The sequence below is a fragment of the Pseudomonas peli genome, assembly GCF_900099645.1.
Lineage (GTDB): Bacteria > Pseudomonadota > Gammaproteobacteria > Pseudomonadales > Pseudomonadaceae > Aquipseudomonas > Aquipseudomonas peli.
Genome location: NZ_FMTL01000002.1, coordinates 114865 through 140253, shown reverse-complemented (window position 1 = coordinate 140253; position 25389 = coordinate 114865). Strand labels below are relative to the sequence as shown.

The following is a 25389-nucleotide window of genomic DNA, read 5'->3' as shown; positions in this document are numbered from 1 at the left end:
TCAGGCGGGCCTAAAGTGCAGGCTAAAAGCCTGCAGCAGGGATAAAAAAATCCGATAACCGAAAATGGGCGGAACTTGTGGCTATCGGATTGCGCAGTCGTTTTAGGCAGCAAATTCCTCATCGCTGAAGGCCATCAAGGTGGCTTTACCAGCTTTAACCTCGGCCAGCAGGCTGTCGGTTTCCGTCAGGATGCGCGCCATAAAGAAGTCTGCAGACTTCAGCTTGGCGCCATAAAAGGCTATTTCTGTGCTGCCTTCGGCAAGCTTGGATTTGGCCACCGCGGCCATACGTGCCCACATCCAGGCCAGGCTGGTGAGGGCGAACAGACGTAAGTAAGGTGTCGCTGCAGCACCCGCTTGCTCAGGATCTTTCATGCCTTCGGTGGCAATCCACATCGTGGCTTGCTGCAGTTGCTTGAGCGCACCACCCACGGCCATTACGTGATCAGCCTCGGCATGCGCCTTGAGCCAACCCTCGATAAGGGCGAAGTAATTGCGCACAGCACGTCCCCCACCCAGCGCTAGCTTGCGACCCACGAGGTCAAGCGCCTGAATGCCGTTGGTGCCTTCATAAATTCGTGTGATACGTGAATCACGCACCAGCTGCTCGATGCCCCAGTCCTCGGTAAACCCGGAGCCGCCCAGTACCTGCAGCCCTTCGTTAGCACTGTTGAAGCCTTCGTCGGTGAGGAAGGCTTTAACCACCGGCGTCAGCAACTGCACCAGATCATCGGCTTGCTCACGCACAGCTGGGTCTTCATGGTCATGAGCCACATCCTCGTGTAGACCAGTGAAGTAGGCCAGAGCGCGGCACCCTTCGATGGTCACCTTCTGGCGCAGCAACATGCGGCGTACGTCCGGATGCACGATGATTGGATCAGCAGGTTTATCAGCGGCTTTCGGGCCCGACAGCGAACGGCTTTGCAGGCGCTCTTTGGCGAATCCAAGGCTGACTTGGTAAGCACTTTCAGCAATACCAAGCCCCTGCATGCCCACCATCAAGCGCGCCGAGTTCATCATGGTGAACATGCACTTGAGGCCCTTGTTCGGCTCTCCAATCAGCCAGCCCTGAGCCCCTTCGAAGTTCATCACGCAGGTAGCTGAACCCTTGATGCCCATTTTGTGTTCCAGGCCACCGCAGAATGCCGGGTTGCGGCTGCCGTCTTCCAGGAACTTGGGCACCAAGAACAGTGAAATGCCTTTTACGCTGTCCGGTGCATCGGGCAGCTTGGCCAATACCAGGTGCAGGATGTTGTCCGCCAGATCGTGCTCACCGCCGGTGATCCAGATCTTGGTACCGCTGATGGCATAGCTGCCGTCCGCCTGAGGTACAGCACGTGTACGGATCAAGCCCAGGTCGGTACCGCACTGTGGCTCGGTCAGGCACATGGTGCCTGTCCACTCACCGCTGATCAGTTTTGGCAGGTAGCGTTCCTGCAATTCACGGGCGCCGTGAGCGGTCAACGCATTGATCGCGCCATGAGTCAGACCTGGGTACATGCCAAGCGACAGGTTGGCCGAGCAAACCATCTCCTCAACCATCATGTTCAGCACATGGGGCAAGCCCTGACCGCCAAACTCGGGGGTACAGGCCAGTGCGGTCCAGCCGCCTTCGGCGAACTGTTGGTAAGCAGCGCGGAAACCGTCCGGTGCTTTGACCGATTTACTTTCCGGATCGTACTGACAGCCCTGCTTATCACCAGGGCCATTGAGTGGGGCCAGTACGTTCTCCGCCAATTTGGCGGCTTCTTCCAGAATGGCGCCACCGAGGTCGTTTCCGAACTCGCGCTGACTAGGCAGCGACTGCAAGGTGGCATAAGCGTCGAGCACCTCGTCAAAAACGAAACGCATGTCACGAAGGGGTGCGCGGTATTGGGTCATGTTGCTGAGTCCTCAAGCTGTACGAATGGATACAAGCTATACACAAACAAACAATGTATAGCTTTTGTATAGCCTAAAGACCCAGATAGCAAGCAATTTTCTGTACAAGCTGTACAACTAATTAAAACCGACAGTAATTTCTGGGCACGCCAAAGCGCGACCACCCGCCGGGAGGCCGCCCAAATTCAGGGGTACTTGGTGGAGAAATCAGGTATCTAGGTGGCCCGCCAGAAACTGCTGCAGGCGGCGCTGCATCAGGCGACCTTCATTGCCCAAGCAGGCAATCGGTGAGCCGCTGAGACTTTCCTCGGCGAGGTCAGCACCGTCACCGGCCATCACCAGCGGACAATCCAGCGCCAGCGCAAGGCGCGAGAGCACTTTAGGCAGATCATCAGTGGGCGGCTGATTGGAGAACAGCACGAGCGCCTGGGGCTGCATTTTTTCACAGATCAGCGTTAGCTCTTCCAACGGCTGGCCCAGGCCCAATACGCTGACCGCCGTTTCGGCGCTGCTCAACAGCAACCCAGCTACCAGCAGCTCCAACTCGCGGCAGTGGCCCGGCAAGGCCGCCAGCAGCACACGCTCCTCAACCTGAGCGCGCAACACCTGCAGGCGCTGCAACGTACGTGCACGCAGGAAGGTGTCGAAAAACAGCCATTCGCTGGTCTGGCCGTATTCCTCCTGGCGCAGCAACAGCTCCTGCCACAGCGGCATCAGGATGTCCTGAAACACCACGGGCAGTGGATAGCTGGAGAAAATCTGGCCGTACAGTCGATCCAAGCGCACTTCATCAAAGGCACTGATGGCGCGGCGGAGCTGGGCTTGCCACTCGCCCCATTCGCTGGCACTGACTTCTTCATAAACTGGCGAGCTGGCTGATTTGATCGAACTGCTTTTGGCCAGAATCTTACCGACCTTGCTAACTGCAACGCCGCGCTCGATCCACGCCAGGATGCTGCGCACCGACTCGATATCGACCTGTGAATACAGACGATGACCGCTGTCGGTGCGCGTCGGCTGGATCAACCCATAGCGCCGCTCCCAAGCCCGCAGGGTGACCGGATTGACACCAGTCAGGCGCGCCACTTCACGAATGGGAAATAACTCTTCCTGCTTGAGAGCATTCGAAACGAGGGACGCACTACCAACGTGATCGGACATAGGCGCAGGTATCACAGAAAAAATGTTGGCCGCATTGTAACCCAGCTATTTCCAGCATACTTTGTACAAGACTTATACAAAGAGTTAGACCATGAATATGCAACCGAGCTGGCCCCTGACCCTCTACTACGATGGCGACTGCCCGCTGTGCGCCCGCGAGATCAAGTTGTTGCGCCAGCGTGCTGATGTACAACGGCTGTGCCTGGTTGATATCAGCGTCAACGACTTTCACCCCGAGTCCGTCGGATACAGCCGCGAAACCCTGCAGAACCTCCTGCACGCCCGCTTCGCTGATGGCCAGTGGGTCACCGGCCTGGATGCCACGCTATGGAGCTGGCGCGCAGCGGGCCTTGGGCATTGGGCCACGCCGTTGACATGGCCCGCATTGCGGCCACTGTTTGAACTGGGTTATCGATTGTTTTGCCGGCTAAGGCCACACCTTGACTGGCTTCCCCACCCGGATGCGAGTCGTCGCTGCAAGGATGCAACATGCGACGTCAGCAAAAAATCGCGTTAGCGCATCAGCGCAACGTGATCCACAGACCTGGGTCTGGCTCAAGCAGTACAGGGCGACCAATAATTTCGTCGTGACTCTCGGGCTGCAGCAACAGCATTTGCCTGATACCGCAGCCACGCAGACGCGCCTTAAGCATTGCCAACCCAGGCCATAGCTGGCGGCCCGGGGCATATTCCAGCGTGCGCACGCGACCTGCCCTACTGATCACCTGCACCTTGTAGCCGCAGCAGCGCAGCGTGAGCACTTCCACACGACGCACGCGCCCAAACAGCACTGCAACACTCAATTGCCACGGCTTCATACGCTGCATACCTGTACAAGAAAACCAAACTTGTACACGATTAAAACAATTTTATTCAGCCCTCATCCACAAAAAATACCGATACAGCTCAATGAAATAGGCAAATTAAGCCGTTTAGACGCAGTACCCGTACTGGCCGCATGGTTGTACAAAGCACATTGCTGGTATAACTTTACTCCTGGTTCAGTCGAGGCCGCGTCTTACTGGTCAGGTAACCCGGCGCAGCGTCGCTGAACCCACCTTTTTCCTTCTGCCGAGTCGACCATGAGCGCCAGCGCCGCACCCATCCTGATAACCGGAGCTAGCCAGCGTATTGGCCTGTACTGTGCCGAGCGCCTGCTGGATGACGGCCACGCGCTGATCGTGACCTACCGCAGTGAACGCGACGGCATCGATCGACTCCGGCAACGCGGTGCCCTGGCCCTACAGGCTGATTTTGCCGACGAGGCGGGAATCCTGGCGTTTATCGAACAACTCAAAGGACACACTGACAGCCTGCGCGCCATTGTGCACAACGCCTCCGATTGGCTGGTGGAAACGCCTGGCGAAGAAGCTGCGGCGTTTCAGCGATTGTTCAGCGTGCACATGCTCGCCCCCTATTTGATCAACCTGCATTGCCAACCCTTGCTGGAACGCAGCTCGCCGGCAGATATCGTGCACATCAGCGATGACGTGGCACGCAAGGGCAGCGCCAACCGGTCCGCCTATTGCGCCAGCAAAGCTGGGCTGGACAGCCTGACGCTGTCATTTGCTGCACGCTTCGCCCCGCAGATCAAAGTGAACGGTATCGCCCCGGCGCTGATCATGTTCAACCCGGACGACGATGCCGAGTACCGCGCCAAAACCCTCAACAAATCGGCACTGGGCATCGAACCAGGGCCACAGGTGATCTACCAAAGCTTGCGCTACCTGCTCGACAACCCCTATGTCACCGGCACAACCCTTACTGTCAACGGCGGCCGTCATCTCAAATGAACCCGGCCGCGAGGATCCTGCAATGACCCCAGAACTGCCCAATCACTACCGTGAGATTCTTCTTGGCGTCGGTGAAAACCCTGAACGCGAAGGCCTTTTGGACACGCCAAAACGTGCTGCCAAGGCGATGCAATACCTGTGCAATGGCTACCACAAAAGCCTGGAAGAGGTGGTCAACGGCGCGCTGTTCGAGTCCGATAACGACGAGATGGTGATCGTTCGCGACATCGAGCTGTACTCGCTGTGCGAGCATCACATGCTGCCGTTTATCGGCAAGGCCCATGTCGCCTACATTCCTACCGGCAAGGTGCTCGGCCTGTCGAAGGTCGCGCGCATCGTCGACATGTTCGCGCGGCGCTTACAGATCCAAGAAAACCTTACCAAGCAGATCGCCGACGCGATTCAGCAGGTCACCAATGCCGCCGGCGTGGCCGTGGTCGTCGAAGCCAAGCATATGTGCATGATGATGCGCGGCGTGGAGAAGCAGAACTCAGTAATGACCTCCTCGGTGATGCTTGGAGCCTTCCGCGAATCCTGCAACACTCGCCATGAATTCCTGCAACTGATCGGACGGAGCAAGTAATGCCGCGACTGGAACCTGGGATGGCCCGCATCCGCGTCAAAGACCTGCGCCTGCGCACTTACATTGGCATCAAGGAAGAGGAGATCAACAACAAGCAGGATGTGTTGATCAACCTGACCATTCTCTATCCCGCCGTAGAGGCGGTACGGGACAACGACATCGACCACGCGCTGAATTACCGCACCATCACCAAGGCCGTGATCCGCCATGTTGAAGAGCATCGCTTCGCCCTGCTCGAGCGCATGACCCAGGAAATTCTCGACCTGGTGATGGCCAACCCGGACGTACGCTACGCCGAGGTTGAAGTGGATAAACTGCACGCCCTGCGCTTTGCCGAGTCGGTGTCTATCACCCTCGCTGGACATCGCTAGAGAAAACGCTGAAACGGCCTTATATGATCCCCGGTGCGTCCTGTGCCGGGTCGTTGCCGCCGGGCGGGCATGCTTTTATCATCGCCGCCAACGTACTCCCGCTTGCCTTCAGAGAGCATCGCCATGACCGAGCAAGAACGCCTCGAACTTGAAGCCGCCGCCTTCCGCAGCCTGGTGCACCACCTGCGCTCACGCCCTGACGTGCAGAACATCGACATGATGAACCTGGCTGGCTTCTGCCGTAACTGCTTGTCCAAATGGTTTAAAGCCGCTGCCGATGACATCGGCGTTGCCGTCACACCGGATGAGGCACGCGAAGAGGTCTACGGCATGCCGTATGCAGAGTGGAAAGCTAAATACCAGAAGGACGCCAGCGCCGAGCAGCAGGCCGCCTTCAGCAAGGGAAAAAAGTAATGAGCCACCTCAACGACTTTCGCGCCAAACTGCGCAGCGAACACTTCACCTTCGCCGAGACCCTGGCGTTTATCGCGGAGCACTACCAGTACCAGCCCAGCGCCTTCGACAATGGCCCAGTGCACAACGCTGCCGGGCAAAATGAAGGTTCGTGCAAAACCCTAGGCCTGGCCTTGCTTGAAGGCCTGAGTGTAGAAGAAGCCTTGCTGTGCTTTGGTGAGCATTACCGCAGCGTACTCAACACCCCGAGCGGCAACGACCACGGCAATATCCGCGCCTTGATGGAGACCGGCCTGGCGGGTGTACGATTCGAACAGCCATCGCTGCAACGCAACAGCGTGTAATCAATCGCGCGAATGCGCGCGCAGAAACTTGCGCAACTGTCGGCAAAGGCTGACAGACATCTGACGTTAATCCTCCTATGCTGCGCGCCATTACTTGAACGAGAACACCAGGGACGGTGCTCCGTGCTGCGTTATGGCCGTGCGTTCCCGGTTTCTTACCCCTACCTGGCTTGGAGTCGCGTAAATGCAGCAGACCTTGGTATGGAAACCATGGCACAACCCCGGCGTGGAAAACCTGCGCCTGAACATCGATGAACACGGCATCAACGCCACCAGCCATCTGATGCAAAGCCTGCAAGGCCACAGCATCGCCGCGACCTACGTGATTAACTGCGACCCGCGCTGGCGCTTTCGCCGCCTGTGGCTGAAGGTCGACAACCACGGCCAACGCAGCCTTAACCTCAAACGTGACATCCGTGGCAACTGGTTCCATAACGGCGAGCCACGCCCGGACCTCAGCGAATGCCAGCAGGTGATGCTCTCCGAATCGCCCTTCACCCACACCCCTGCCCTGCAGCGTTGCGCCCTGGAAACCGGGCAGAGCGAGCTGATGCAGGTGGCCTATGTCGACCTGCTGACCTTAAAAGTGGAAGCACGCAGCCAGCGCTACCAGCGCCTACGCGAAGAAGGCGGAAAAACCCTCTACCGCAGTGAAGCGCAGGGTAAAAAGAGCAGCGAGCTGACCGTCGACGAACACGCCTTGCTGGTCAAAGCCAGCGATCAGTTTTTGCGCATGAGTTCGCGGGATTTGAAGCTGAATACCTGGGTCTAGGTAGACCGCAGACAACAAAAAGCCTCGATTAAATCGAGGCTTTTTGCATTCTCAGACTTAATGACCGTCGAGATAACGCTCCACATCCAGCGCCGCCATGCAACCGGCACCGGCCGAGGTGATGGCCTGGCGGTAAACGTGGTCAGCCACATCGCCGGCAGCAAACACGCCAGGAATGCCGGTAGCAGTGGCATTGCCTTCGCGGCCACCGTTGACCACCAGATAACCGTCCTTGAGCGCCAGCTGGCCTTCGAATAGCGAGGTGTTCGGCGTATGGCCAATGGCGACGAACAGGCCATCAACGTTCAGCTCGTCAAAGCTGCCATCGTTGTTCTTCACCCGCACACCCGTCACGCCCATGTTGTTGCCGAGCACTTCATCGACCTCGGCATTGAGCTTGAGCACGATCTTGCCTTCGGCGACCCGCGCCTGCAGCTTGTCCTGCAGAATCTTCTCGGCGCGGAAGGTTTCCCGGCGGTGTACCAGGGTCACCTTGCTGGCAATATTGGCCAGGTACAGCGCCTCCTCCACTGCCGTGTTACCACCACCCACCACCGCGACCTCACGGTTGCGGTAGAAGAAACCATCGCACGTGGCGCACGCCGAAACGCCCTTACCCATAAAGCTTTCTTCGCTGGGCAAGCCCAGATAACGGGCGCTGGCTCCGGTGGCGATGATCAACGCATCACAGCTGTAGGTGCCGCTGTCGCCGACCAGGGTGAACGGCTTACCAGCCAGGTCCACGGCATTGATATGGTCATAGACGATTTCCGTCTCGAAACGCTCGGCATGCTCCTGCATGCGCTGCATCAGCGCCGGCCCCGTCAAGCCATGTACATCACCGGGCCAGTTATCCACCTCAGTGGTGGTGGTCAACTGGCCGCCGGCCTGCAGGCCGGTGATCAGCAAGGGCTTGAGATTCGCACGCGCAGCATATACTGCCGCACTGTAGCCGGCAGGGCCGGAGCCCAGAATGATCACGCGGGCATGACGATCAGCAGACATCAACAGCTCCTCCCGGCATTGCCGGCAGCAATAAAAAGGGACTTTCGCGAGGACCTAGGGGAAGGTAATAAGGTCGAAAGCCCCACAAAGGGATGCTGCGCAGCCTATGCCTGCCCGACGCACTGCGGAAATATGCTTTGCCAATACTGTGCATAGGCAAGCGCTATAAGCGCACACCGGCAATCGTTAGCGTCCGTTACAGAGGCTTTCACCTGCCACACAAAGCCGGTAAGGTCGGCGCGACTTCAACTTCCTGGAGATTCCTCCAATGCACGCCCCCGTGCTGACCGGCCCGCAATACCTCAGCGAAGGCCTGAAACTGGTCCTTAGCCCCGGCCTGCGGCTGTTTGTGCTGCTGCCGCTGACGATCAACCTGATCCTGTTTACTGCGTTGATTGTGGTTTCCATGCAGCAGTTCAGTGGCTGGGTCGAGACCTTTATGCCCAGCCTGCCGAGTTGGCTGAGCTTTCTTGAATACGTGCTGTGGCCATTGTTTGTCGTGCTGGTACTGCTGATGGTGTTTTTCACCTTCACCCTGCTGGCCAATATCATTGCCGCACCGTTTAACGGTTTTCTTGCGGAGAAGGTCGAAGTGGTGGTGCGCGGGCAGGATGATTTTCCGCCCTTCAGCCTGGCCGAACTGACTGCCATGGTGCCACGCACCCTCAGCCGCGAGATGCGCAAGCTGGGCTACTTTCTGCCGCGCGCCATTGGTCTGCTGATCCTGAGCTTTATCCCGGTGGTCAACCTGATCGCCGCGCCGCTGTGGTTGCTGTTTGGCGTGTGGATGATGGCGATTCAGTACATCGACTACCCCGCAGACAACAACAAGATGAGCTGGCAAGACATGCTCGCCTGGCTGCGCGAGAAGCGCTGGCAGAGCCTGGGTTTTGGCGGTATCACCTACGCCGCTTTGCTGGTGCCAGGGTTGAATATCCTGATGATGCCGGCAGCAGTGGCCGGCGCCACCGTGTTCTGGGTGCGTGAACGCCAGGAGCAGGCGCTCACCTCCACTTCCTAAGTCATCACCCTGCAGGTTGGCTGCGCTCAAGTACCGTGCGCAGCGCCTGCATCGAGGCCAGGGATTCGCGCTCAATACGCCGGCTTAGAAGCAGGCGATTAGCCAAACGCATCAGCAGGCCGTCGAAGCCGTATTCCAGGGTGCGGACAAACTCGCAACCGCCTTCCACTTCTATGCACTCGTAGGTCAGCAGCAGCGCCAGCCCGTGATCACCACGAGCGCAGGCCTGCCAGCGGCGCCCTGGCTGGTAGTCGAGTACATCCCAGCGCAGATGCCCGGCGCGGCCACCGGCATGAATGTCTTCTTCAAATACCTCACCGGCGAGCAATGCACCCTCCCGGCCATAGATGCGCAGTGAGGATGGATGCCATTCGGGCCAATGCGCCGGCGCAGCGGCATAACTCAGCACGTCATCCGCTGGGCGGGTGAGACGGATGCGATGCTGCTGGCGATTCTGCTGATAAATCGGCTCCGGTTCCCAGTGCAGGGTGCCGTACAGCCAGTCCATCAGCGGATGGACGATGCCGAAGTTGCGCGCATGCATCAGCTCACGGCGGTGGTGCAACGCATGCAGGCGGCGCATCTGGCGAATCCACGGCAGCCGCGCGACAGGATGCTCGGCCGGCAGATGCTCGCAGGCGTGCACCACCTCGTAGCTCATATAACCCAGCAGCATGCTGCCAGCGAACAGCGCCGCCAAGTTGCCGTCGAGGTGCGCCAGCACCCACCAGATAGCCAGCAGCGGCAGGCTGTAGAGCACGATCAGCCAGGCAGGAAAGAGGATCACCCGCCAATCACGTGGCGTCTCGTAGCGCATCTGGCCTTCGACGAAAAAGCTGTGGTGATCACCCGTGTGGCGCTTGTAGAACAGTTGACCGAAGCGCGTCTTGTTGTGCCCCAGGCGCTTGTGCACCTGGTACTCGCCCCAGCTGAAGAACACCAGGCTCAGCGGCACCAGTAGCCATTGCCAATGCGCCACCGCGTCCAGCGTGCGCCACAGCAGGCTGATGCAGGTCAGGCCATAGGCCAGCACAAAGGCGGCATGCAGCCAGGGGTTGTAAAGCGGGTGGATGGCATCCCGATAACGTGTGCGGAAAGCCTGGGCATTGTCATTGTTATAGGCCACGGCATAACTCCTGTGCAGATTGACAGCAGTCTAGGCGCGGCCAGATCATTCCGATAATGGATATTCAGAAAGAGCATTATTCTTGATAACGAATTTGCGTCAGCTCGACCTCAACCTGCTGCTGGTCTTCGATGCACTGATGCAGGAAGGCAACCTGACCCGCGCGGCCGAACGCCTGCACCTGAGCCAGTCGACGGTGAGCAACGCCCTCGCCCGCCTGCGTCAGCAACTCGGCGAAGAGCTGTTTCTGCGCACCGCCCGGGGCCTGACGCCCACCGCCCGCGCCCAGGCTTTATATCTGCCGGTACGTCAGGCTTTGCGCCTGCTGCAGACCGGCCTGGGCCCGGCCGAGCCGTTTGACCCGCAAACCCCACACGCCTTCAGCCTGTCGCTGAATGACTACGCGCAAGCCGCACTGCTGCCCATGTTGCAGGCACACCTGGCGCGCAGTGCTGCGCAGATCGAGCTGCTGGTGCAAGCCGATGATGCCGACAGCCTGGTGCAACGCCTGGAAAGTGGTGCGCTGGACCTGGCCATCGACTACCTGCACTTCGATTCGCCTGACCTGCACTACGCGCCGCTGCGTGAAGAACCGCTGGTGGCCATTGGCCGCGCCGGCCACCCGGCCTTTATCGGCGGGCTGAGCCTGGAGGATTACCAACAGGCGCGGCATATCACGGTAACGCCGCGCGCCGGACGTGGCTCGCCGCTGGAGATCGTTCTAGGTTCGGCCAGGGTGCGCCGGAACGCGGCGTTGCATTTGCCCAACTACCTACCGATCCCGGCCATCGTCGCCCAGACCGATCTGCTCGGCACCGTGCCCGCGCGTCTGGCCGAAGCCTTCGCTCCGGTGCATGCGCTGGAAATCGCGCCGCTGCCCTTCGATATGCCGCCGGTGCAGGTCAGCCTGATCTGGCATCAGCAACAGCACCTCGACCCGGCGCACGCCTGGCTGCGCCAACAGCTGATCGAACTGCTCGACTGAAATACAAACGCAATCAAAGCGTCACAGTCATTACATAGCGGCAGCGGACACTGCTGCCATGAGCACAGCTTCCCTGCATATCGCGCTGATCAGCGAAACCTTCCCGCCGGAAATCAATGGCGTGGCCAACACCCTCGGGCGCCTGGTCGACGGCTTGCGTGGCCGTGGCCATCGCGTGCAACTGGTGCGTCCGCGGCAGAACGTCGACCCGCGCGGTGCGGCCGACCCGGATCTGCTGCTGACCCGTGGCTGGCCGCTGCCAGGCTACCCCGGTTTGCAGTGGGGTCAGTCGTCGATGCACAAGCTGCTGCGCAGCTGGCAGCGGCAGCGCCCGGATGTGCTGTATATCGCCACCGAAGGGCCGCTCGGGTTGTCCGCCCTGCGCGCGGCGCGGCGCCTGCAAATCCCGGTGGTCAGCGGTTTTCACACCAATTTTCAGCAATACACCGGGCATTACGGCTTCGGCCTGCTGACCCGTGTACTGACCAATTACCTGCGCTGGTTCCACAACCGCTCGCAGATGACCCTGGTGCCCAGCGTTAGCCAGCAGATTGAGCTGCAGCGGCGCGGCTTCGACAACCTGGAACTGCTCTCGCGAGGCGTCGACAGCCAGCTGTTCCACCCGGCCAAACGCAGCGAGGCCTTGCGCGAGCGCTGGGGCCTGGCGGAACAGGACATCGCCATCTTGCATGTCGGCCGCCTGGCGGCGGAAAAGAACCTGGCCCTGCTCAGCAAGAGCTTTCGGGCGCTGCAACAGGCGCACCCGCAGCGGCGGCTGAAACTGATTCTGGTCGGTGATGGCCCGCAGCGCACCAGCCTGCAGCAGCAACTGCCCGAAGCGGTGTTCTGCGGCCTGCAGCGCGGTGAAGAGCTGGCCGCGCATTACGCCTCGGGCGATCTGTTTGTGTTTCCCAGCCTCTCAGAAACCTTCGGCAATGTGGTGCTCGAAGCCCTGGCTTCCGGGCTTGGCGTGGTGGCGTTTGATCAAGCGGCGGCCGCGCAACATATCCGCCACGGCCACAACGGCGCGCTTGCGGTGGCTGAGGACGAACAAGGCTTTATCGACGCCGCCAGCTGGCTGCTGACCGACCACGAGGGCCTGCGCCGAGTGCGCCTGAATGCGCGACTGCATGCCTCACGCCAGGGCTGGCCGGCGATTGTCGAGCTGTTCGAGCAGCATCTGCGCAGCGCCATGCAACCTGTGCAAGCGTTACCGGCCGGCAGAACGCAGCATTAAAGAGGAACGGAAAGCCCCGTTCCTACAACCGCACATCCAGACGCTTCATCAGCTGCACACCCTGCGCGCTGATCGCCGCGCCGTAAGCCAGCACTTCCACACCGGCGCTCACCGCCTCACGCAAAGCAGCGGCATAGGCCGGGTCGATTTCCTCGGCCGGGCGCACGGCATCAATGTCCGTCAGGTTCACGCAATACAGCTGCACCGCGCGAATGCCCTCACGGGCCAGTGCCGCCAATTCACGCAGGTGTTTGCTGCCACGCTCGGTGCGCGCATCGGGAAAGGCGGCGACGCGGCTGTCGGCGAACCCCAGGGTGACGCTCTTAACCTCGACAAACGCCGCACCTGTCGGGTAGTCCAGGCGAAAGTCGATACGGCTGCGTTCCTGACCGTAAGGCACTTCGCGCTTGAGGCTGGTAAAGCCGTTTAGCTCGGCGATCAGCCCGGCACGCAAGGCCTCTTCCACTAAGGCATTAGCGCGCCCGGTGTTGATCACCGCCAGACGGCCATGCGGTGTTTCACCAATCTCCCAGGTGCCCGGCAGTTTGCGCTTGGGGTCGTTGCTGCGACTGAACCAGACCCGCGCGCCCTCGCTCATGCAGTTGAGCATCGAGCCGGTATTGGGACAGTGGATAGTCAGCAGCTCGCCGCTGGCGGTCTCTATATCAGCGAGAAAGCGCTTGTAGCGGCGTAGCAGGCGCCCCTCTTCCAGCGGCGGCTCAAACTGCATGGGGCTTCCAGCTATTCAAACCACGCTTGATGCGATCCACCGCCTGCTGCAGACGCGGCAGATCCTGGGTGTAGGCGAAACGCACATGCTGCGCGGCCTGGTAGCGGCCGAAATCCAGGCCAGGGGTAAAGGCCACATGCTCGGTTTCCAGAAAGTGCTGGCAGAAGGAAAAGGCATCACCGCCGAAGGCGCTGATGTCGGCATATAAATAGAAGGCGCCCTCCGGCTCCACAGCGATCTTGAAGCCCAGTTCACGCAACGCTGGCAGGAGGAAATCGCGGCGGTGCTGAAACGCGTGGCGGCGTTGCTCGAGGATCTCCAGGGTCTGCGGCTGGAAACACGCCAAGGCTGCATGCTGAGCCATGCTCGGCGCGCTGATATAGAGGTTCTGCGCCAGTTTCTCCAGTTCCGGCACGGCGGCTGGTGGCGCCACCAGCCAGCCGAGGCGCCAGCCAGTCATGCCGAAATACTTGGAAAAACTGTTCAGCACAAAGGCTTCGTCGTCCACTTCCAGCACGCTGACAGCGTCTACACCGTAGGTCAGGCCGTGGTAGATCTCATCCACCACCAGATGGCCGCCGCGCGCTTTCAACGCCTGAGACAGCCCGCCCAGCTCGTCGCGACTGAGCAAAGTACCGGTCGGGTTAGCTGGGGAAGCCACCAACGCGCCGACGCTATCTTGATCCCAATAACGCTCAATCAGGTCGGGCGTTAGCTGATAACGCACATCAGGGCCAACCGGAACCAGCTGCGCCGCACCTTCGACCAGGCGCAAAAAATGCCGATTGCAGGGGTAACCGGGATCGGCCAACAGCCAATGCTTGCCGGGGTCAACCAGCAGACTGGTGGCCAGCAGCAAGGCGCCCGAGCCGCCCGGGGTGATCAGAATGCGCTGCGGATCGATATCCAGACCGTAACGCTGGTCATAGAAACTGGAAATCGCCTCGCGCAGGGCCGGCAGGCCGCGCGCGGCGGTGTAACGGGTGTGCCCATCGGCCAGCGCCGCCTGCCCGGCGGCAACAATCGGCGCGGCGGTGGTGAAATCCGGCTCACCGATTTCCAGGTGGATCACATCATGGCCGTCGGCCTGCAGCTGATTGGCACGGGCCAGCAGCCCCATCACGTGAAAAGGTTCTATGGCGCGGCTGCGCGCACTGTAGGACTGAGCCATGGGACTGCCTTGGTCTGGATTAAGCCGCGGATTCTAAAGCATACCCAACGCAGCTTCGACAACCGGGAGTGGCGCAGGCTGAGTTGTTCTGGTAAGTTCGCCCGCTTGCAGCCGCAGGGCCAGTTCTACGCGACGTAGGATCGGCAAGGGACACCGTCCTGCGCAGTGGATTAGAGAGAGTGAGAGGCGGTCATCCATGCCCACCAAAGCAAAAGCAAAAAGCAGCCAACTGACTCGTGGTTTTGAGCCCTATAAAGAAACAAAGGGCGAGGAATACATGGGTGAGCCGATGCGCGCCCACTTCACCGGCATCCTCAACAAGTGGAAGCTGGAATTGATGCAGGAAGTTGATCGTACTGTGCACCACATGCAGGACGAAGCAGCTAACTTCCCCGATCCAGCGGACCGCGCAAGCCAGGAAGAAGAATTTAGCCTGGAACTGCGTGCCCGTGATCGCGAGCGCAAGCTGATCAAGAAGATCGACGAAACCCTGCAACTCATCGAAGACAACGACTACGGCTGGTGCGACTCCTGCGGCGTAGAAATCGGCATCCGCCGACTGGAAGCACGCCCCACCGCCACCCTTTGCATTGATTGCAAAACCCTGGCGGAAATCAAAGAAAAACAGATCGGTTCCTGATCTGACCCAGAGGGTGCTTCGGCACCCTCTGCTGTTTCTGCCTCCCTGTGTGTGCCAGACATGAACACACCCGCGTATATCGGCCGCTTCGCCCCCACCCCGAGCGGTTACCTGCACTTCGGCTCACTGGTCGCCGCACTTGCGTCCTACCTTGACGCGCGCGCGGTAAATGGCCGCTGGCTGCTGCGTATGGAAGACCTCGACCCGCCACGGGAAGTCGCCGGCGCCCAAGAAGGCATTCTCAGCACACTGGAAAGTTACGGCTTCGAATGGGATGGCGAACTGGTGCGCCAGAGTAATCGTCACGGCGAGTATGCTGCACTGGTCGAACGTCTGCTCAACCAGGGCCTGGCCTACGCCTGCACCTGCTCACGCAAGCAACTGGAAGGCACTCAAGGCATCTACCCCGGCACTTGCCGCAATGCCGGCCACGGCTTTGCCGATGCGGCGATTCGCCTGCGCGTGCCGGAGCTGAGCTACCACTTTGTCGACCGCGTACAAGGCGACTACCGCCAGCACTTGGGCCGCGAGGTCGGTGACTTTGTCATTCGCCGCCGCGATGGCCTGTATGCCTACCAACTGGCCGTGGTGCTCGACGATGCCTGGCAGGGCATCACAGATATAGTGCGCGGTGCAGACCTGCTCGACTCCACACCGCGCCAGCTGTACCTGCAGGAGCTGCTTGGCTTTTCGCAACCGCGTTATCTGCATGTGCCGCTGATCATCCAGCCCGATGGCCACAAGCTCGGCAAATCCTACCGCTCGCCACCGCTACCGGCCGATCAAGCCACTCCACTGCTGATTCGCGCCCTGCGTGCGCTTGGCCAGCCGTTGCCGGACGGCGCCCCCCATGGCCAGCCTGCCGAACTGCTGCGCTGGGCCAGCCAGCACTGGGATGCATCGCTTATTCCGCGCAGCCTGACCCTCGCTGAAGCCCAACTTCGCTAAACGTCGACACATTTGTGCCTATGTCCGCTAGCGAACAGACGCCAGCCAGCAGCGTGCTGTAGGGTGACGACAATGCTGCGACAGCATTCTTCCCGATGGTGCAGGTTTACTTCGCCATCGCGGTACCCGGGTCTTGGGTGTTGACCGGACACACCAGCGTCTGCGGCCAATATGCAAAATCAGCACGGCGAAGCAACAGGGGCACGGCAATCGTGACTTCGTAGGTCCGCTGTCGCGGTTTCTCAGATGGGTCTCGCACCTCGACGCCCATCGCGCATGCCAATGATGGCTGGAACCGCGCCCTATGACCTCCGTTTTTTCTGCTCTATTCAGCCATGCCGCTGCACCCTCGCCATGGCTTGATCACGCCCCGGTACGCGAAGAACTGTTCGGCATCGAACGCCTCGAACAACACGCCTACACCCTGGCCGCTGCCCAACCGATCAGCAGCAAACCGCCCGCCGTGCTGTCCTTGCATCGCCGGCTGAACGACAACGCCAAGGTATTGCTTGCGGCCTACCGCGCCAGTGCTGCGGAACTGGCCAACGGCCGTGGCGTGGTACCGGCGGCCGAGTGGCTGCTGGACAACTATCACCTGGTCGAAGAGCAGATTCGCGAGATCCGCGATGACCTGCCGCCGGGCTATTACCGCCAACTGCCGAAAATCGCCAGCGGTCCCTTTGCCGGTTATCCACGTGTACTGGGCATGGCCTGGGCGTTTATCGCCCACACCGACAGCCACTTCGACCCCGACATCCTGCAGCGCTTTATCGTCGCCTATCAGCAGGTGCAACCGCTGACCATCGGCGAGCTGTGGGCGGTGGCCATCACCCTGCGCATCGTGCTGATCGAAAACCTGCGCCGCCTGGCCGACCAAATGACCGCCGGGCGCAGCGCGCGGGCCGATGCCGACGCCCTGGCCAGCCGCCTGCTGGGTAAAGACGCCCCGCACGCGGCGCTCGACAGGGAACTGCACGAGCGCGCCCGCACCGCGTTAAGCGAGCCTTTTGCCGCACAACTGGCCAAGCGCCTGCGTGACCATGACCCGCTCACCACCCCGGCACTGGGCTGGCTGGAAGAGCGCCTCGGCGCGCAGGGCAGCAGCATCGATGAAGTGGTGCAGCACGCGCAGCAGCGCCAGGGCGCGTCCAACCTTACGGTACGCAACATCATCAACAGCATGCGCCTGATTTCCTCCATCGACTGGGCGCAGCTGTTCGAGAACGTCAGCCTGGTGGATGCCCGCCTGGACGCACGCAGCGATTTTGCCGCGATGGATTTTGCCACCCGCAACCAGTACCGCAGCGCCATCGAGCAACTGGCCCGTGGCAGCGCCTTCAGCGAACTGGAAGTGGCCGAACAAGCGCTGCTGGCCACACAGCAGGCCAGTGCAACCCAGAACGCAGATCCGCGCACCAGCGACCCCGGCTACCACCTGATCGCCGAAGGCCGCCTGGCGCTGGAGCAGCGCATCGATTTTCGTCCGCCGCTGCGCCTGCGCATCAGCCGTGGCCATATCCACCTCGGTATGACCGGCTACGTCGGCGCCATCGTTGGCCTGGCCAGCCTGCTGCTGGGTCTGGCGCTTTACAGCCTGGCTAGCCAGGGCGTGACTGCCGGCTGGCTGCTGGCGCTGGGTGTGCTGGGCTTTCTGCCGGCCACTGAAGTGGCCACCGCGCTGGTCAATCGCGCGGTCAGTTCCAGCTTTGGCGCCATGGGCCTGCCGGGTCTGGAACTGAGCGAAGGGGTGCCCAGCAGCCTGCGCACGCTGATTGCCGTACCGACCCTGCTCGGCAGCGAGGCTGATCTGCTGGAGCAGATCGAGCGTCTGGAAGTGCATCACCTGGCCGGGCATGGCGGCGACCTGACCTTCGCCCTGCTCACCGATGGCCTGGATGCCGACCAGGAGCACCTGGCCAGCGACGACGCCCTGCTGCAACAGGCCAGCGTCGCCATCGACCAGCTCAACCAGCGCTACGGGCCGGGTATCGCCGGCAGTCGCTTTCTCCTGTTGCACCGCCGGCGGCAGTTCAACCCCAGTGAAAACGTCTGGATGGGCTGGGAACGCAAGCGCGGCAAGCTGCATGAACTCAATCGCTTGCTGCGCGGTGCCAATGACACCAGCTTTACTCCGGTGCCTGGGCTAAGCCAGCGCGTGCCGGACGCGGTGCGCTACGTCATCACCCTGGACGCCGACACCCGCCTGCCCCGCGATGCCGCGCTGCGTCTGATAGGCAAGATGGCCCACCCGCTGAACCAACCGCGTTTCAACACCGAGCTACAACGGGTGGTTGGCGGCTACGCGATTCTGCAACCCCGGGTGACCCCATCACTGCCGTTGCAGCGCGAAGGCTCGCTGTACCAGAAGGTGTTTTCCAGTCCCGGCGGCATGGACCCCTACGCTGCTGCCGTGTCCGATGTGTATCAGGACCTGTTCGGCGAAGGCTCCTTTACCGGCAAGGGCATCTACGACATCGACGCCTTCGAGGCCGCGCTGGCCGGCCGAGTCAGGGAAAACAGCCTGCTCAGCCATGACCTGTTTGAAGGCGTCTTCGCCCGAGCAGGCCTGGCTTCGGATGTGGAAGTGGTCGAGGAGTTCCCCTCACGCTACGACGTCGCCAGCAAGCGTCAGCACCGCTGGACGCGGGGCGACTGGCAGCTGCTGCCATGGATTTTCGGGCCGCTACACGGCAAACCGGCGCTGCCGAGCATCGGCCGCTGGAAGATGCTCGACAACCTGCGCCGCTCCCTGCTGGCCCCGGTCACCCTGGCGGCGCTGGGCCTGAGCTGGTTGCTGCCGTTGCCGGCAGCGCTGAGCGCCAGCCTGTTACTGATTGCCAGCCTGCTGATCCCCGCCTTGCTGCCCCTGTGCTTCGGCCTGCTGCCGGCACGTGCCGGTATCCGCTGGCGCAGCCACCTCAGCAAGCTGCGTGATGACCTGCTGTTGGCCATGCTGCAAAGCGCGCTGAACCTGACATTCCTCGCCGACCAGAGCTGGCGCATGCTCGATGCGATCAGCCGTACCCTGACCCGCCTGCTGATCACCCGACGTAATCTGCTGGAATGGACCACCGCCGCGCAGGCGGCGATCAGCCCGCGCTTGAAACTGCTGGGTTTCTACTGCGGCATGGCCGGCGGCACCACGCTCGGCTTGCTGCTGTGCGCTCTGGCCCTGTTCTGGTCACCGACCATCTGGCCGCTGGTACTGCCCTTCGCATTGCTCTGGCTCAGCGCACCGGCAATTGCCATGCTGGTCAGTCGTTCGCCACGCATGGCCAAACGCCTGCTGATCGACCCGACGCAACGCAACGAGCTACGCCTGATTGCCCGGCGTACCTGGCGCTTCTTCGAAACCTTCGTCACCCCAGCCGACAACCAGCTGCCACCGGATAACTTTCAGGAAGATCCCAAGCCGGTTATTGCCCACCGCACCTCACCCACCAATATGGGCCTGTACCTGCTCTCCGCCATTGCCTCCCGCGATTTCGGCTGGGCCGGCACCGAGCGCACCGTCGCCCGTCTGCAGGCCACGCTGGCAGTCATGGCGCAGTTGCAGCGCCATCGCGGGCACTTCTTCAACTGGTACGACACCGAGGATTTGCGCCCGTTGGCGCCGGCCTATGTGTCATCAGTGGACAGCGGCAACCTGGCCGGCCACCTGCTGGTGGTGGCCAATGCCTGCGAAGAATGGCTGAAAGCCCCCGTAAGTGCGGACGCCCGCCAGGGTATCGACGACAACCTGCAACTGGCCCGCACCGCGCTGGCGGCCCTGCCGACTGCCAGTAGCGAACGCAGCCAACAACTGCACGAATTACTGCAACAGATCGAAGCCGGCCTGAATGGCGTGCAGCCGCTGTTTAGCCTGCTGCCAGCCCTGCTGCGCCTGAGTGACAAAGCCACGCAGCTGGCCAGCGGCTTCGCCCCACTCGACACGGATAACCAGGCCGGCGAACTGCTGTTCTGGCTGCAGGCCCTCACCCAGGCCCTGGGCGATCTGCAGCAGGATGCCGAGCTGACGGATAGCCAACGCACAACCCTGCACGACGCGCTGCGCAGCGTCGCCGAGCAGGCACGCAACATGGCCCTAGGCATGGATTTCGCCTTCCTGCTGGAACCGGAACGTAAGCTGCTGTCGATTGGCTTCTGCCTGGCTGACAACAGCCTGGACAGCAGCTGCTATGACCTGCTCGCCTCGGAAGCGCGGCTGGCAAGCTTATTCGCCATCGCCAAGGGCGATGTCAGCACCCGTCACTGGTTCCGCCTGGGCCGCACCGCCACGCCACTGGGCAGCGGCTCGGCGCTGATTTCCTGGTCCGGCTCGATGTTCGAATACCTGATGCCCTCACTGGTGATGCGCGCGCCGGCCGGCAGCCTGCTGGAGCAGACCAACCGCCTGGTGGTCGCGCGTCAGGCCGCCTATGGCAATGATTTGGGCATCCCCTGGGGGATTTCCGAATCGGCCTACAACGCCCGCGACATGGAGCAGACCTACCAGTATTCCAACTTCGGCGTACCGGGCCTGGGCCTCAAGCGCGGCTTGTCCGCCAATCGGGTGATTGCCCCCTACGCCACCGGTCTGGCCACCATGGTCGACCCGCAAGGCGCCCTGGCCAACTACCGCCGCCTGAATGAGATGGGCGCCCTGGGCCGTTATGGCTTCTATGAAGCGCTGGATTTCACCCGCACCCGCCTGCCGGATGAGCAGCCCTTCGCCATCGTGCGCAATTTTATGGCCCACCATCAGGGCATGAGCATCGTCGCCATTGCCAACACCCTGCATGACGGCCAGATGCGGGCGCGCTTCCACCGCGAGCCGATGATCCAGGCCTGCGAGCTGCTGTTGCAGGAACGCATGCCACGCAATGTCGCGGTAGCCCATCCGCGCGCTGAAGAGGTCAGCGCCTGCGCCACAGAAGCCGACTGCACGCTGCACAACGAACGCCGACTGAACCACTTCAACGGCAATCCGCCGGTTACTCACCTGCTCAGCAACGGCCGGTACAGCGTGATGCTCACCGCCAGCGGCGCGGGTTACAGCCGCTGGCGCGACATCGCCATCACCCGCTGGCAGGAAGACAGCACCCGCGACTCGCACGGCTCCTTTATCTTTCTCTGGGATACCCTCAATGGCACCCGCTGGTCCCTGGGCGCGCAGCCGAGCAGCAGCAACCCCTATGACGAAGTGGTGTTCGCCGAGGACTACGCCAGCTACAGCCGCCACGACGGCAATCTCACCACCAGCCTGGAAGTGCTGGTGTCCGGCGAGGACGACGGTGAAGTGCGCCGCGTCTCGCTGACCAACAGCGGCCGCATCACGCGGGAGATCGAACTGACCTCCTACGCCGAACTGGTACTGGCCAGCGCCGCCAGCGACAACGCCCACCCGGCGTTCTCCAAGCTATTTGTGGTCACCGAGTACCTGCCAGCCTTCGGTGCGTTGATTGCCACACGCCGGCCGCGCAGTGCCAGCGAACCGTCGCTGTGGGCTGCGCACTTTGCCGTGATTGAAGGTGAAGTGAGTGCCGAGCCGCAGTACGAGTCCGACCGCGCGAAGTTTCTCGGACGCAGTTGTGCGCTGCATGCCGCCGCGGTAATCCGCCAGGGCCAGCGCCTATCGAATACCGTCGGCACGGTGCTAGATCCGATCTTCTCGCTGCGCCAGCGTCTGCTGATCGAGCCCGGCAAGATTGCCCGTGTGGCGTTCTGGACGGTGGTGGCGCCTACCCGTGAGGCGCTGCTTGATTTGATCGATAAGCACCACGACCGCAGCGCCTTCGAGCGCGCGAAAACCCTGGCCTGGACCCAGGCCCAGGTGCAATTGCGCCACCTCGACATGCTCGCCGCCGAAGCCGCCGACTTTCAACGCCTGGCGGCGCCGATCCTGTATGCCGACTCGCGTTTTCGCGCACCGTCGGCCAGCCTGCTGCGCGGCCTCGGCAGCCAGTCCGGGCTGTGGTCCCAAGGGATTTCCGGCGACCTGCCGATTGTCCTGCTGCGCATCAGTGACGCCGAAGACATTGCTCAGGTGCGGCAACTGCTGCGCGCCCACGAATACTGGCGGATGAAGCGCCTGGCCGTGGACCTGGTGATCGTCAACGAGCATGCCTCCTCCTACCTGCAGGACCTGCAGGTGGCCATCGAAACCGCCGTGCGCAGCAGCCAATCACGCCCACGCTTTACCGCCGAACTGGCGCAGGGCGCGGTATTCGTGCTGCGTGCCGACCTGCTCAGCGGTGAATACCGCGAACGCCTGCAGGCCGCCGCCAGGGTGCTACTGGTGGCGCATCGCGGACCCATTGCCGAACAACTGGCCCGTATCCCGGCCTGCCCCAGCCCCGTCCCGGCAAGCGCCAGCAACCACAGCGCGCAACCCCTGCCGGAATTCCACGCAGCGCCGCCAAGCCCGCTGGAATGTGCCAACGGCCAGGGCGGTTTCGATCTGGATGGCCGCGAGTACGTGGTGCGCCTGGACGCCTGGAGCAACACCCCGGCACCCTGGATCAACGTGATCGCCAATCCGCAGTTCGGCTTTCAGGTCTCGGCTGAAGGCAGCGGCTACACCTGGGCCGACAACAGCAGGGAAAACCAGCTCACGCCCTGGTCCAACGACCCCGTCAGCGACCCGCCAGGCGAAGCCCTGTATATCCGTGACGAAGACAGCCTGGCGCTGTTCAGCCCCACCGCCCAACCGCTGCGCGACAGCGGCCACTATGAAGCGCGGCATGGCTTTGGTTACAGCCGCTTCAGCCATCAGGCCAGCGGCATTGCCATGGAGCTGCTGCAGTTCGTGCCGCTGGATGACCCGATCAAGATTTCTCGGCTGACCCTGCGCAACCTCTCCGGCCGGCCACGCCGCCTCAGCGTGACCGCCTATGCCGAATGGGTGCTGGGCAGCACGCGGGCCGCCAGCGCGCCGTTTATCGTCAGTCAGCAGGACAGCGCCACCGGTGCCGTTATGGTCCGCAACCCGTGGAGCATCGCCTTTACCGGGCGCAGCGCATTCAGCGACCTGGGCGGCCGGCAAAGCAGCTGGACGGCGGATCGCAGCGAGTTTATCGGGCGTAACGGCAACCTCACGCAACCCGCCGCCCTCGCTCGCCTTGCCCCACTGAGCGGCAGCCTGGGTGCGGGGCTCGACCCCTGCACCGCGCTGCAATGCCAGCTGGAACTGCAGCCCGGGGAAAGCGTGGAAGTGCTCTGGTTCCTCGGCCAATGCGCCAGCGAACAGCAGGTCAGCACCTTGATTACGCAGTACCGCGAGGCCGATCTGGACGCGGTGCTACTCAAGGTGCAAGCGCACTGGCAGCGCGTACTCGGCGCGGTGCAGGTGCAGACGCCAAGCCGCGCCATGGACATCATGCTCAACGGCTGGCTGCTCTATCAGACCCTGGCTTGCCGCGTCTGGGCGCGTTCGGCGTTCTACCAGGCCAGCGGTGCCTACGGATTTCGCGACCAGCTGCAGGACGGCATGGCGCTGACCTTCGCCAGCCCATCGATCACCCGCGGGCATATCCTGCGCGCCGCTAGCCGTCAGTTTGTCGAAGGTGATGTGCAGCACTGGTGGTTGCCGCATTCCGGCCAGGGCGTGCGCACGCGCATCTCCGATGACCGGGTGTGGCTGGCCTACGCCACTGCGCAGTACATCCAGTGCAGCGGCGATGCGGCAATTCTCGATGAGCAATTGGACTTTCTCGAAGGCCCGCTGCTGACCACTGGCGAACATGATGCGTTCTTCCAGCCGATGCAGGCCGATGCGCCGGCTTCGCTGTTCGAGCACTGCGCCCGTGGCCTCGACCAATGCCTGCAACTGACCGGCGAACTGGGCCTGCCGCTGATTGGCGGTGGCGACTGGAACGACGGCATGAACCGTGTCGGCGAGCACGGCAAGGGTGAAAGTGTGTGGCTCGGCTGGCTGCTGCTGCGCACCATTGCGCTGTTCACCCCCTACGCCGAGGCGTATGACAGCGCCCGCGTAGCACGCTGGCGCGCGCATGCTGAGCAGTTGCGCCTGGCGCTGGAAACCCATGCCTGGGATGGCCAGTGGTACCGCCGCGCGACCTTCGATGACGGCACCTGGCTCGGCTCGGTGCAAAGCAGCGAATGCCAGATCGACTCGATTGCCCAGTCCTGGGCGGTGCTGTCCGCCAGTGCCGATCCGCTGCGGGCAAACATGGCCATGGCTGCCATGCAACGCCAGCTGATTCGCGAGGACGATGGTATCGCCCTGCTGTTCACCCCGCCGTTCGACAAAACCCCGCTGGAGCCCGGCTATATCAAGGGTTATCCGCCGGGCTTGCGGGAGAACGGCGGGCAATACAGCCATGCGGCGATGTGGGCGATTCTGGCTTACTGCCAGCTCGGCTCGGCCAAGCAGGCGTTCGACCTGTTTGACCTGGTCAACCCGATCAACCACGGCAACAGCCCTGAGGCCTGCCAGCGCTACAAGGTCGAGCCTTATGTACTGGCCGCCGATGTGTACGCAGTGGCGCCGCACAATGGGCGTGGCGGTTGGACCTGGTACACCGGCGCAGCCGGCTGGATGCAGCGCGCCGGCGTGGAAGGAATTCTCGGTATTCGCCGCGAGGGTGACTGGCTGTTGCTCAACCCCTGCATCCCTCCCGACTGGCCGGGCTTTAGCGCACGTATCGCCCTGGCTGGCAGCCACTACCAGATTGAGCTGAGCAACCCGGCGCAACGCAGCCAGGGCATTCGCCAGGCTTGGCTGGACGACCAGCCCATCCCTTGCCCGCAAGGGCCATTAAAAGTCGCCCTGGATGGCGCGGCGCATCGCTTGCGGATTGAGTTATAGGTCGCTGTTAGTGGGCGGCTCGGCCAGCAGTTCGGCCAGCTCGTCGCAACCACTCTGCACCGCTGCCAGGGCGGCGGCGCAGAGGGCGCGGTAGCGCTGCAGAATCAGCTCACCGGTGGCGGTGAGCTGGGTGCCACCGCCCTGCTTGCCGCCGGCCAGGGTGCTGACCAGCGGCTGTTTGAAACTGCGGTTCATGGTTTCCACCAACAACCAGGCGCGCCGATAGGACATGCCCATGGCGCGCGCGGCGGCACTGATCGAGCCGTGCTGGGCGATGGCCGCCAACAGCTCGGCCTTGCCGGGGCCGATGGCAATATCAGAACCGTTATGCAGGCGGATTTTCAGATCAAGACGGTACATGCGACGACCACAGCGGGGGATACGCTGCGCAGACTAAC

General features: G+C 62.0%; 21 protein-coding genes. 13 read left to right on the top strand and 8 right to left on the bottom strand.

Annotated elements, in window-relative coordinates:
• Nucleotides 1-102 precede the first annotated feature (102 nt).
• The gene (locus BLO50_RS09325) at nt 103-1881 is read right to left on the bottom strand and encodes an acyl-CoA dehydrogenase C-terminal domain-containing protein (protein ID WP_090251684.1); all 1779 of its coding nucleotides are present in this window, start codon (nt 1879-1881) and stop codon (nt 103-105) included.
• A 207-nt stretch (nt 1882-2088) separates the two neighbouring features.
• On the bottom strand, nt 2089-3042 hold the full coding sequence (locus BLO50_RS09320; protein WP_090251682.1) for a MerR family transcriptional regulator: 954 nt from the start codon (nt 3040-3042) through the stop codon (nt 2089-2091).
• A 91-nt stretch (nt 3043-3133) separates the two neighbouring features.
• Here BLO50_RS09320 and BLO50_RS09315 point away from each other — a divergent pair, with 91 nt between their 5' ends.
• Nucleotides 3134-3559 (top strand): thiol-disulfide oxidoreductase DCC family protein, encoded by a 426-nt coding sequence (locus BLO50_RS09315; RefSeq protein WP_090251679.1) that lies wholly within the window; start codon nt 3134-3136, stop codon nt 3557-3559.
• Between the two features lie 4 nt (nt 3560-3563).
• Here BLO50_RS09315 and BLO50_RS09310 read toward each other — a convergent pair whose 3' ends face one another.
• Entirely contained in the window at nt 3564-3860 is a 297-nt protein-coding gene (locus BLO50_RS09310; RefSeq protein ID WP_244152873.1) for a hypothetical protein, read from the bottom strand.
• A gap of 264 nt (nt 3861-4124) precedes the next feature.
• Between BLO50_RS09310 and folM the strand changes: the two genes are divergently transcribed.
• The 6 genes from folM to BLO50_RS09280 all read left to right on the top strand — a co-directional run bounded on the left by folM (nt 4125) and on the right by BLO50_RS09280 (nt 7319).
• Nucleotides 4125-4835, top strand: a complete 711-nt coding sequence (gene folM, locus BLO50_RS09305; RefSeq protein WP_090251675.1) for a dihydromonapterin reductase — start codon at nt 4125-4127, stop codon at nt 4833-4835.
• A 22-nt stretch (nt 4836-4857) separates the two neighbouring features.
• Nucleotides 4858-5418, top strand: coding sequence for a GTP cyclohydrolase I FolE (folE, locus tag BLO50_RS09300; protein WP_090251672.1), 561 nt, complete (start codon nt 4858-4860; stop codon nt 5416-5418).
• Nucleotides 5418-5789, top strand: coding sequence for a dihydroneopterin triphosphate 2'-epimerase (gene folX, locus BLO50_RS09295; RefSeq protein WP_090251669.1), 372 nt, complete (start codon nt 5418-5420; stop codon nt 5787-5789). The genes folE and folX overlap by 1 nt, the downstream gene beginning before the upstream one ends.
• A gap of 123 nt (nt 5790-5912) precedes the next feature.
• Nucleotides 5913-6203, top strand: a complete 291-nt coding sequence (locus tag BLO50_RS09290) for a DUF1244 domain-containing protein (protein ID WP_090251667.1) — start codon at nt 5913-5915, stop codon at nt 6201-6203.
• On the top strand, nt 6203-6547 hold the full coding sequence (locus BLO50_RS09285; RefSeq protein WP_090251664.1) for a HopJ type III effector protein: 345 nt from the start codon (nt 6203-6205) through the stop codon (nt 6545-6547). The genes BLO50_RS09290 and BLO50_RS09285 overlap by 1 nt, the downstream gene beginning before the upstream one ends.
• 184 nt (nt 6548-6731) lie before the next feature.
• On the top strand, nt 6732-7319 hold the full coding sequence (locus tag BLO50_RS09280; protein WP_090251662.1) for a putative glycolipid-binding domain-containing protein: 588 nt from the start codon (nt 6732-6734) through the stop codon (nt 7317-7319).
• A gap of 57 nt (nt 7320-7376) precedes the next feature.
• Here the strand turns inward: BLO50_RS09280 and trxB are convergent, their stop codons facing one another.
• Nucleotides 7377-8324: a thioredoxin-disulfide reductase gene (gene trxB, locus BLO50_RS09275; RefSeq protein WP_090251659.1), complete on the bottom strand. Its 948-nt coding sequence runs from the start codon at nt 8322-8324 to the stop codon at nt 7377-7379.
• Nucleotides 8325-8592: 268 nt separating this feature from the next.
• Between trxB and cysZ the strand changes: the two genes are divergently transcribed.
• Nucleotides 8593-9345, top strand: coding sequence for a sulfate transporter CysZ (gene cysZ, locus BLO50_RS09270; protein WP_090251656.1), 753 nt, complete (start codon nt 8593-8595; stop codon nt 9343-9345).
• 4 nt (nt 9346-9349) lie between these two features.
• Here cysZ and BLO50_RS09265 read toward each other — a convergent pair whose 3' ends face one another.
• Nucleotides 9350-10471, bottom strand: a complete 1122-nt coding sequence (locus tag BLO50_RS09265) for an SRPBCC family protein (RefSeq protein ID WP_090251654.1) — start codon at nt 10469-10471, stop codon at nt 9350-9352.
• 82 nt (nt 10472-10553) lie between these two features.
• Between BLO50_RS09265 and bsrA the strand changes: the two genes are divergently transcribed.
• Both bsrA and BLO50_RS09255 read left to right on the top strand, forming a co-directional pair.
• Nucleotides 10554-11456, top strand: coding sequence for a LysR family transcriptional regulator BsrA (bsrA, locus tag BLO50_RS09260; protein WP_090251651.1), 903 nt, complete (start codon nt 10554-10556; stop codon nt 11454-11456).
• A gap of 58 nt (nt 11457-11514) precedes the next feature.
• On the top strand, nt 11515-12693 hold the full coding sequence (locus tag BLO50_RS09255; RefSeq protein ID WP_169852840.1) for a glycosyltransferase family 4 protein: 1179 nt from the start codon (nt 11515-11517) through the stop codon (nt 12691-12693).
• A 22-nt stretch (nt 12694-12715) separates the two neighbouring features.
• Here BLO50_RS09255 and sfsA read toward each other — a convergent pair whose 3' ends face one another.
• Together sfsA and BLO50_RS09245 are read right to left on the bottom strand one after the other, a co-directional pair.
• A complete protein-coding gene (sfsA, locus tag BLO50_RS09250; RefSeq protein WP_090251646.1) occupies nt 12716-13423 on the bottom strand; it encodes a DNA/RNA nuclease SfsA in 708 nt (235 codons plus the stop codon).
• Entirely contained in the window at nt 13413-14594 is a 1182-nt protein-coding gene (locus BLO50_RS09245; protein ID WP_090251644.1) for a pyridoxal phosphate-dependent aminotransferase, read from the bottom strand. The genes sfsA and BLO50_RS09245 overlap by 11 nt, the downstream gene beginning before the upstream one ends.
• A gap of 196 nt (nt 14595-14790) precedes the next feature.
• On the opposite strand from BLO50_RS09245, the gene dksA reads away from it, so the two are divergent.
• From dksA to BLO50_RS09230, 3 genes are all read left to right on the top strand, one after another.
• Entirely contained in the window at nt 14791-15234 is a 444-nt protein-coding gene (dksA, locus tag BLO50_RS09240) for an RNA polymerase-binding protein DksA (protein ID WP_090251641.1), read from the top strand.
• Between the two features lie 60 nt (nt 15235-15294).
• Nucleotides 15295-16182 (top strand): tRNA glutamyl-Q(34) synthetase GluQRS, encoded by an 888-nt coding sequence (gluQRS, locus tag BLO50_RS09235; RefSeq protein ID WP_090251638.1) that lies wholly within the window; start codon nt 15295-15297, stop codon nt 16180-16182.
• 304 nt (nt 16183-16486) lie between these two features.
• Complete coding sequence (locus BLO50_RS09230) at nt 16487-24991, top strand: glycoside hydrolase family 94 protein (RefSeq protein WP_090251636.1); 8505 nt, start codon at nt 16487-16489, stop codon at nt 24989-24991.
• Here the strand turns inward: BLO50_RS09230 and BLO50_RS09225 are convergent.
• On the bottom strand, nt 24986-25351 hold the full coding sequence (locus tag BLO50_RS09225) for a winged helix-turn-helix domain-containing protein (protein WP_090251633.1): 366 nt from the start codon (nt 25349-25351) through the stop codon (nt 24986-24988). The two genes, BLO50_RS09230 and BLO50_RS09225, sit on opposite strands and share 6 nt — an antisense overlap.
• Between the last annotated feature and the right edge of the window lie 38 nt (nt 25352-25389).

What these genes read in the sequence shown, in the direction of transcription:
- BLO50_RS09325 (WP_090251684.1), bottom strand. Translation starts at nt 1,881, where the DNA reads ATGACCCAATACCGCGCACCCCTTCGTGACATGCGTTTCGTTTTTGAC.
- BLO50_RS09320 (WP_090251682.1), bottom strand. Translation starts at nt 3,042, where the DNA reads ATGTCCGATCACGTTGGTAGTGCGTCCCTCGTTTCGAATGCTCTCAAG.
- BLO50_RS09315 (WP_090251679.1), top strand. Translation starts at nt 3,134, where the DNA reads ATGAATATGCAACCGAGCTGGCCCCTGACCCTCTACTACGATGGCGAC.
- BLO50_RS09310 (WP_244152873.1), bottom strand. Translation starts at nt 3,860, where the DNA reads ATGAAGCCGTGGCAATTGAGTGTTGCAGTGCTGTTTGGGCGCGTGCGT.
- folM (WP_090251675.1), top strand. Translation starts at nt 4,125, where the DNA reads ATGAGCGCCAGCGCCGCACCCATCCTGATAACCGGAGCTAGCCAGCGT.
- folE (WP_090251672.1), top strand. Translation starts at nt 4,858, where the DNA reads ATGACCCCAGAACTGCCCAATCACTACCGTGAGATTCTTCTTGGCGTC.
- folX (WP_090251669.1), top strand. Translation starts at nt 5,418, where the DNA reads ATGCCGCGACTGGAACCTGGGATGGCCCGCATCCGCGTCAAAGACCTG.
- BLO50_RS09290 (WP_090251667.1), top strand. Translation starts at nt 5,913, where the DNA reads ATGACCGAGCAAGAACGCCTCGAACTTGAAGCCGCCGCCTTCCGCAGC.
- BLO50_RS09285 (WP_090251664.1), top strand. Translation starts at nt 6,203, where the DNA reads ATGAGCCACCTCAACGACTTTCGCGCCAAACTGCGCAGCGAACACTTC.
- BLO50_RS09280 (WP_090251662.1), top strand. Translation starts at nt 6,732, where the DNA reads ATGCAGCAGACCTTGGTATGGAAACCATGGCACAACCCCGGCGTGGAA.
- trxB (WP_090251659.1), bottom strand. Translation starts at nt 8,324, where the DNA reads ATGTCTGCTGATCGTCATGCCCGCGTGATCATTCTGGGCTCCGGCCCT.
- cysZ (WP_090251656.1), top strand. Translation starts at nt 8,593, where the DNA reads ATGCACGCCCCCGTGCTGACCGGCCCGCAATACCTCAGCGAAGGCCTG.
- BLO50_RS09255 (WP_169852840.1), top strand. Translation starts at nt 11,515, where the DNA reads ATGAGCACAGCTTCCCTGCATATCGCGCTGATCAGCGAAACCTTCCCG.
- sfsA (WP_090251646.1), bottom strand. Translation starts at nt 13,423, where the DNA reads ATGCAGTTTGAGCCGCCGCTGGAAGAGGGGCGCCTGCTACGCCGCTAC.
- BLO50_RS09245 (WP_090251644.1), bottom strand. Translation starts at nt 14,594, where the DNA reads ATGGCTCAGTCCTACAGTGCGCGCAGCCGCGCCATAGAACCTTTTCAC.
- dksA (WP_090251641.1), top strand. Translation starts at nt 14,791, where the DNA reads ATGCCCACCAAAGCAAAAGCAAAAAGCAGCCAACTGACTCGTGGTTTT.
- gluQRS (WP_090251638.1), top strand. Translation starts at nt 15,295, where the DNA reads ATGAACACACCCGCGTATATCGGCCGCTTCGCCCCCACCCCGAGCGGT.
- BLO50_RS09230 (WP_090251636.1), top strand. Translation starts at nt 16,487, where the DNA reads ATGACCTCCGTTTTTTCTGCTCTATTCAGCCATGCCGCTGCACCCTCG.
- BLO50_RS09225 (WP_090251633.1), bottom strand. Translation starts at nt 25,351, where the DNA reads ATGTACCGTCTTGATCTGAAAATCCGCCTGCATAACGGTTCTGATATT.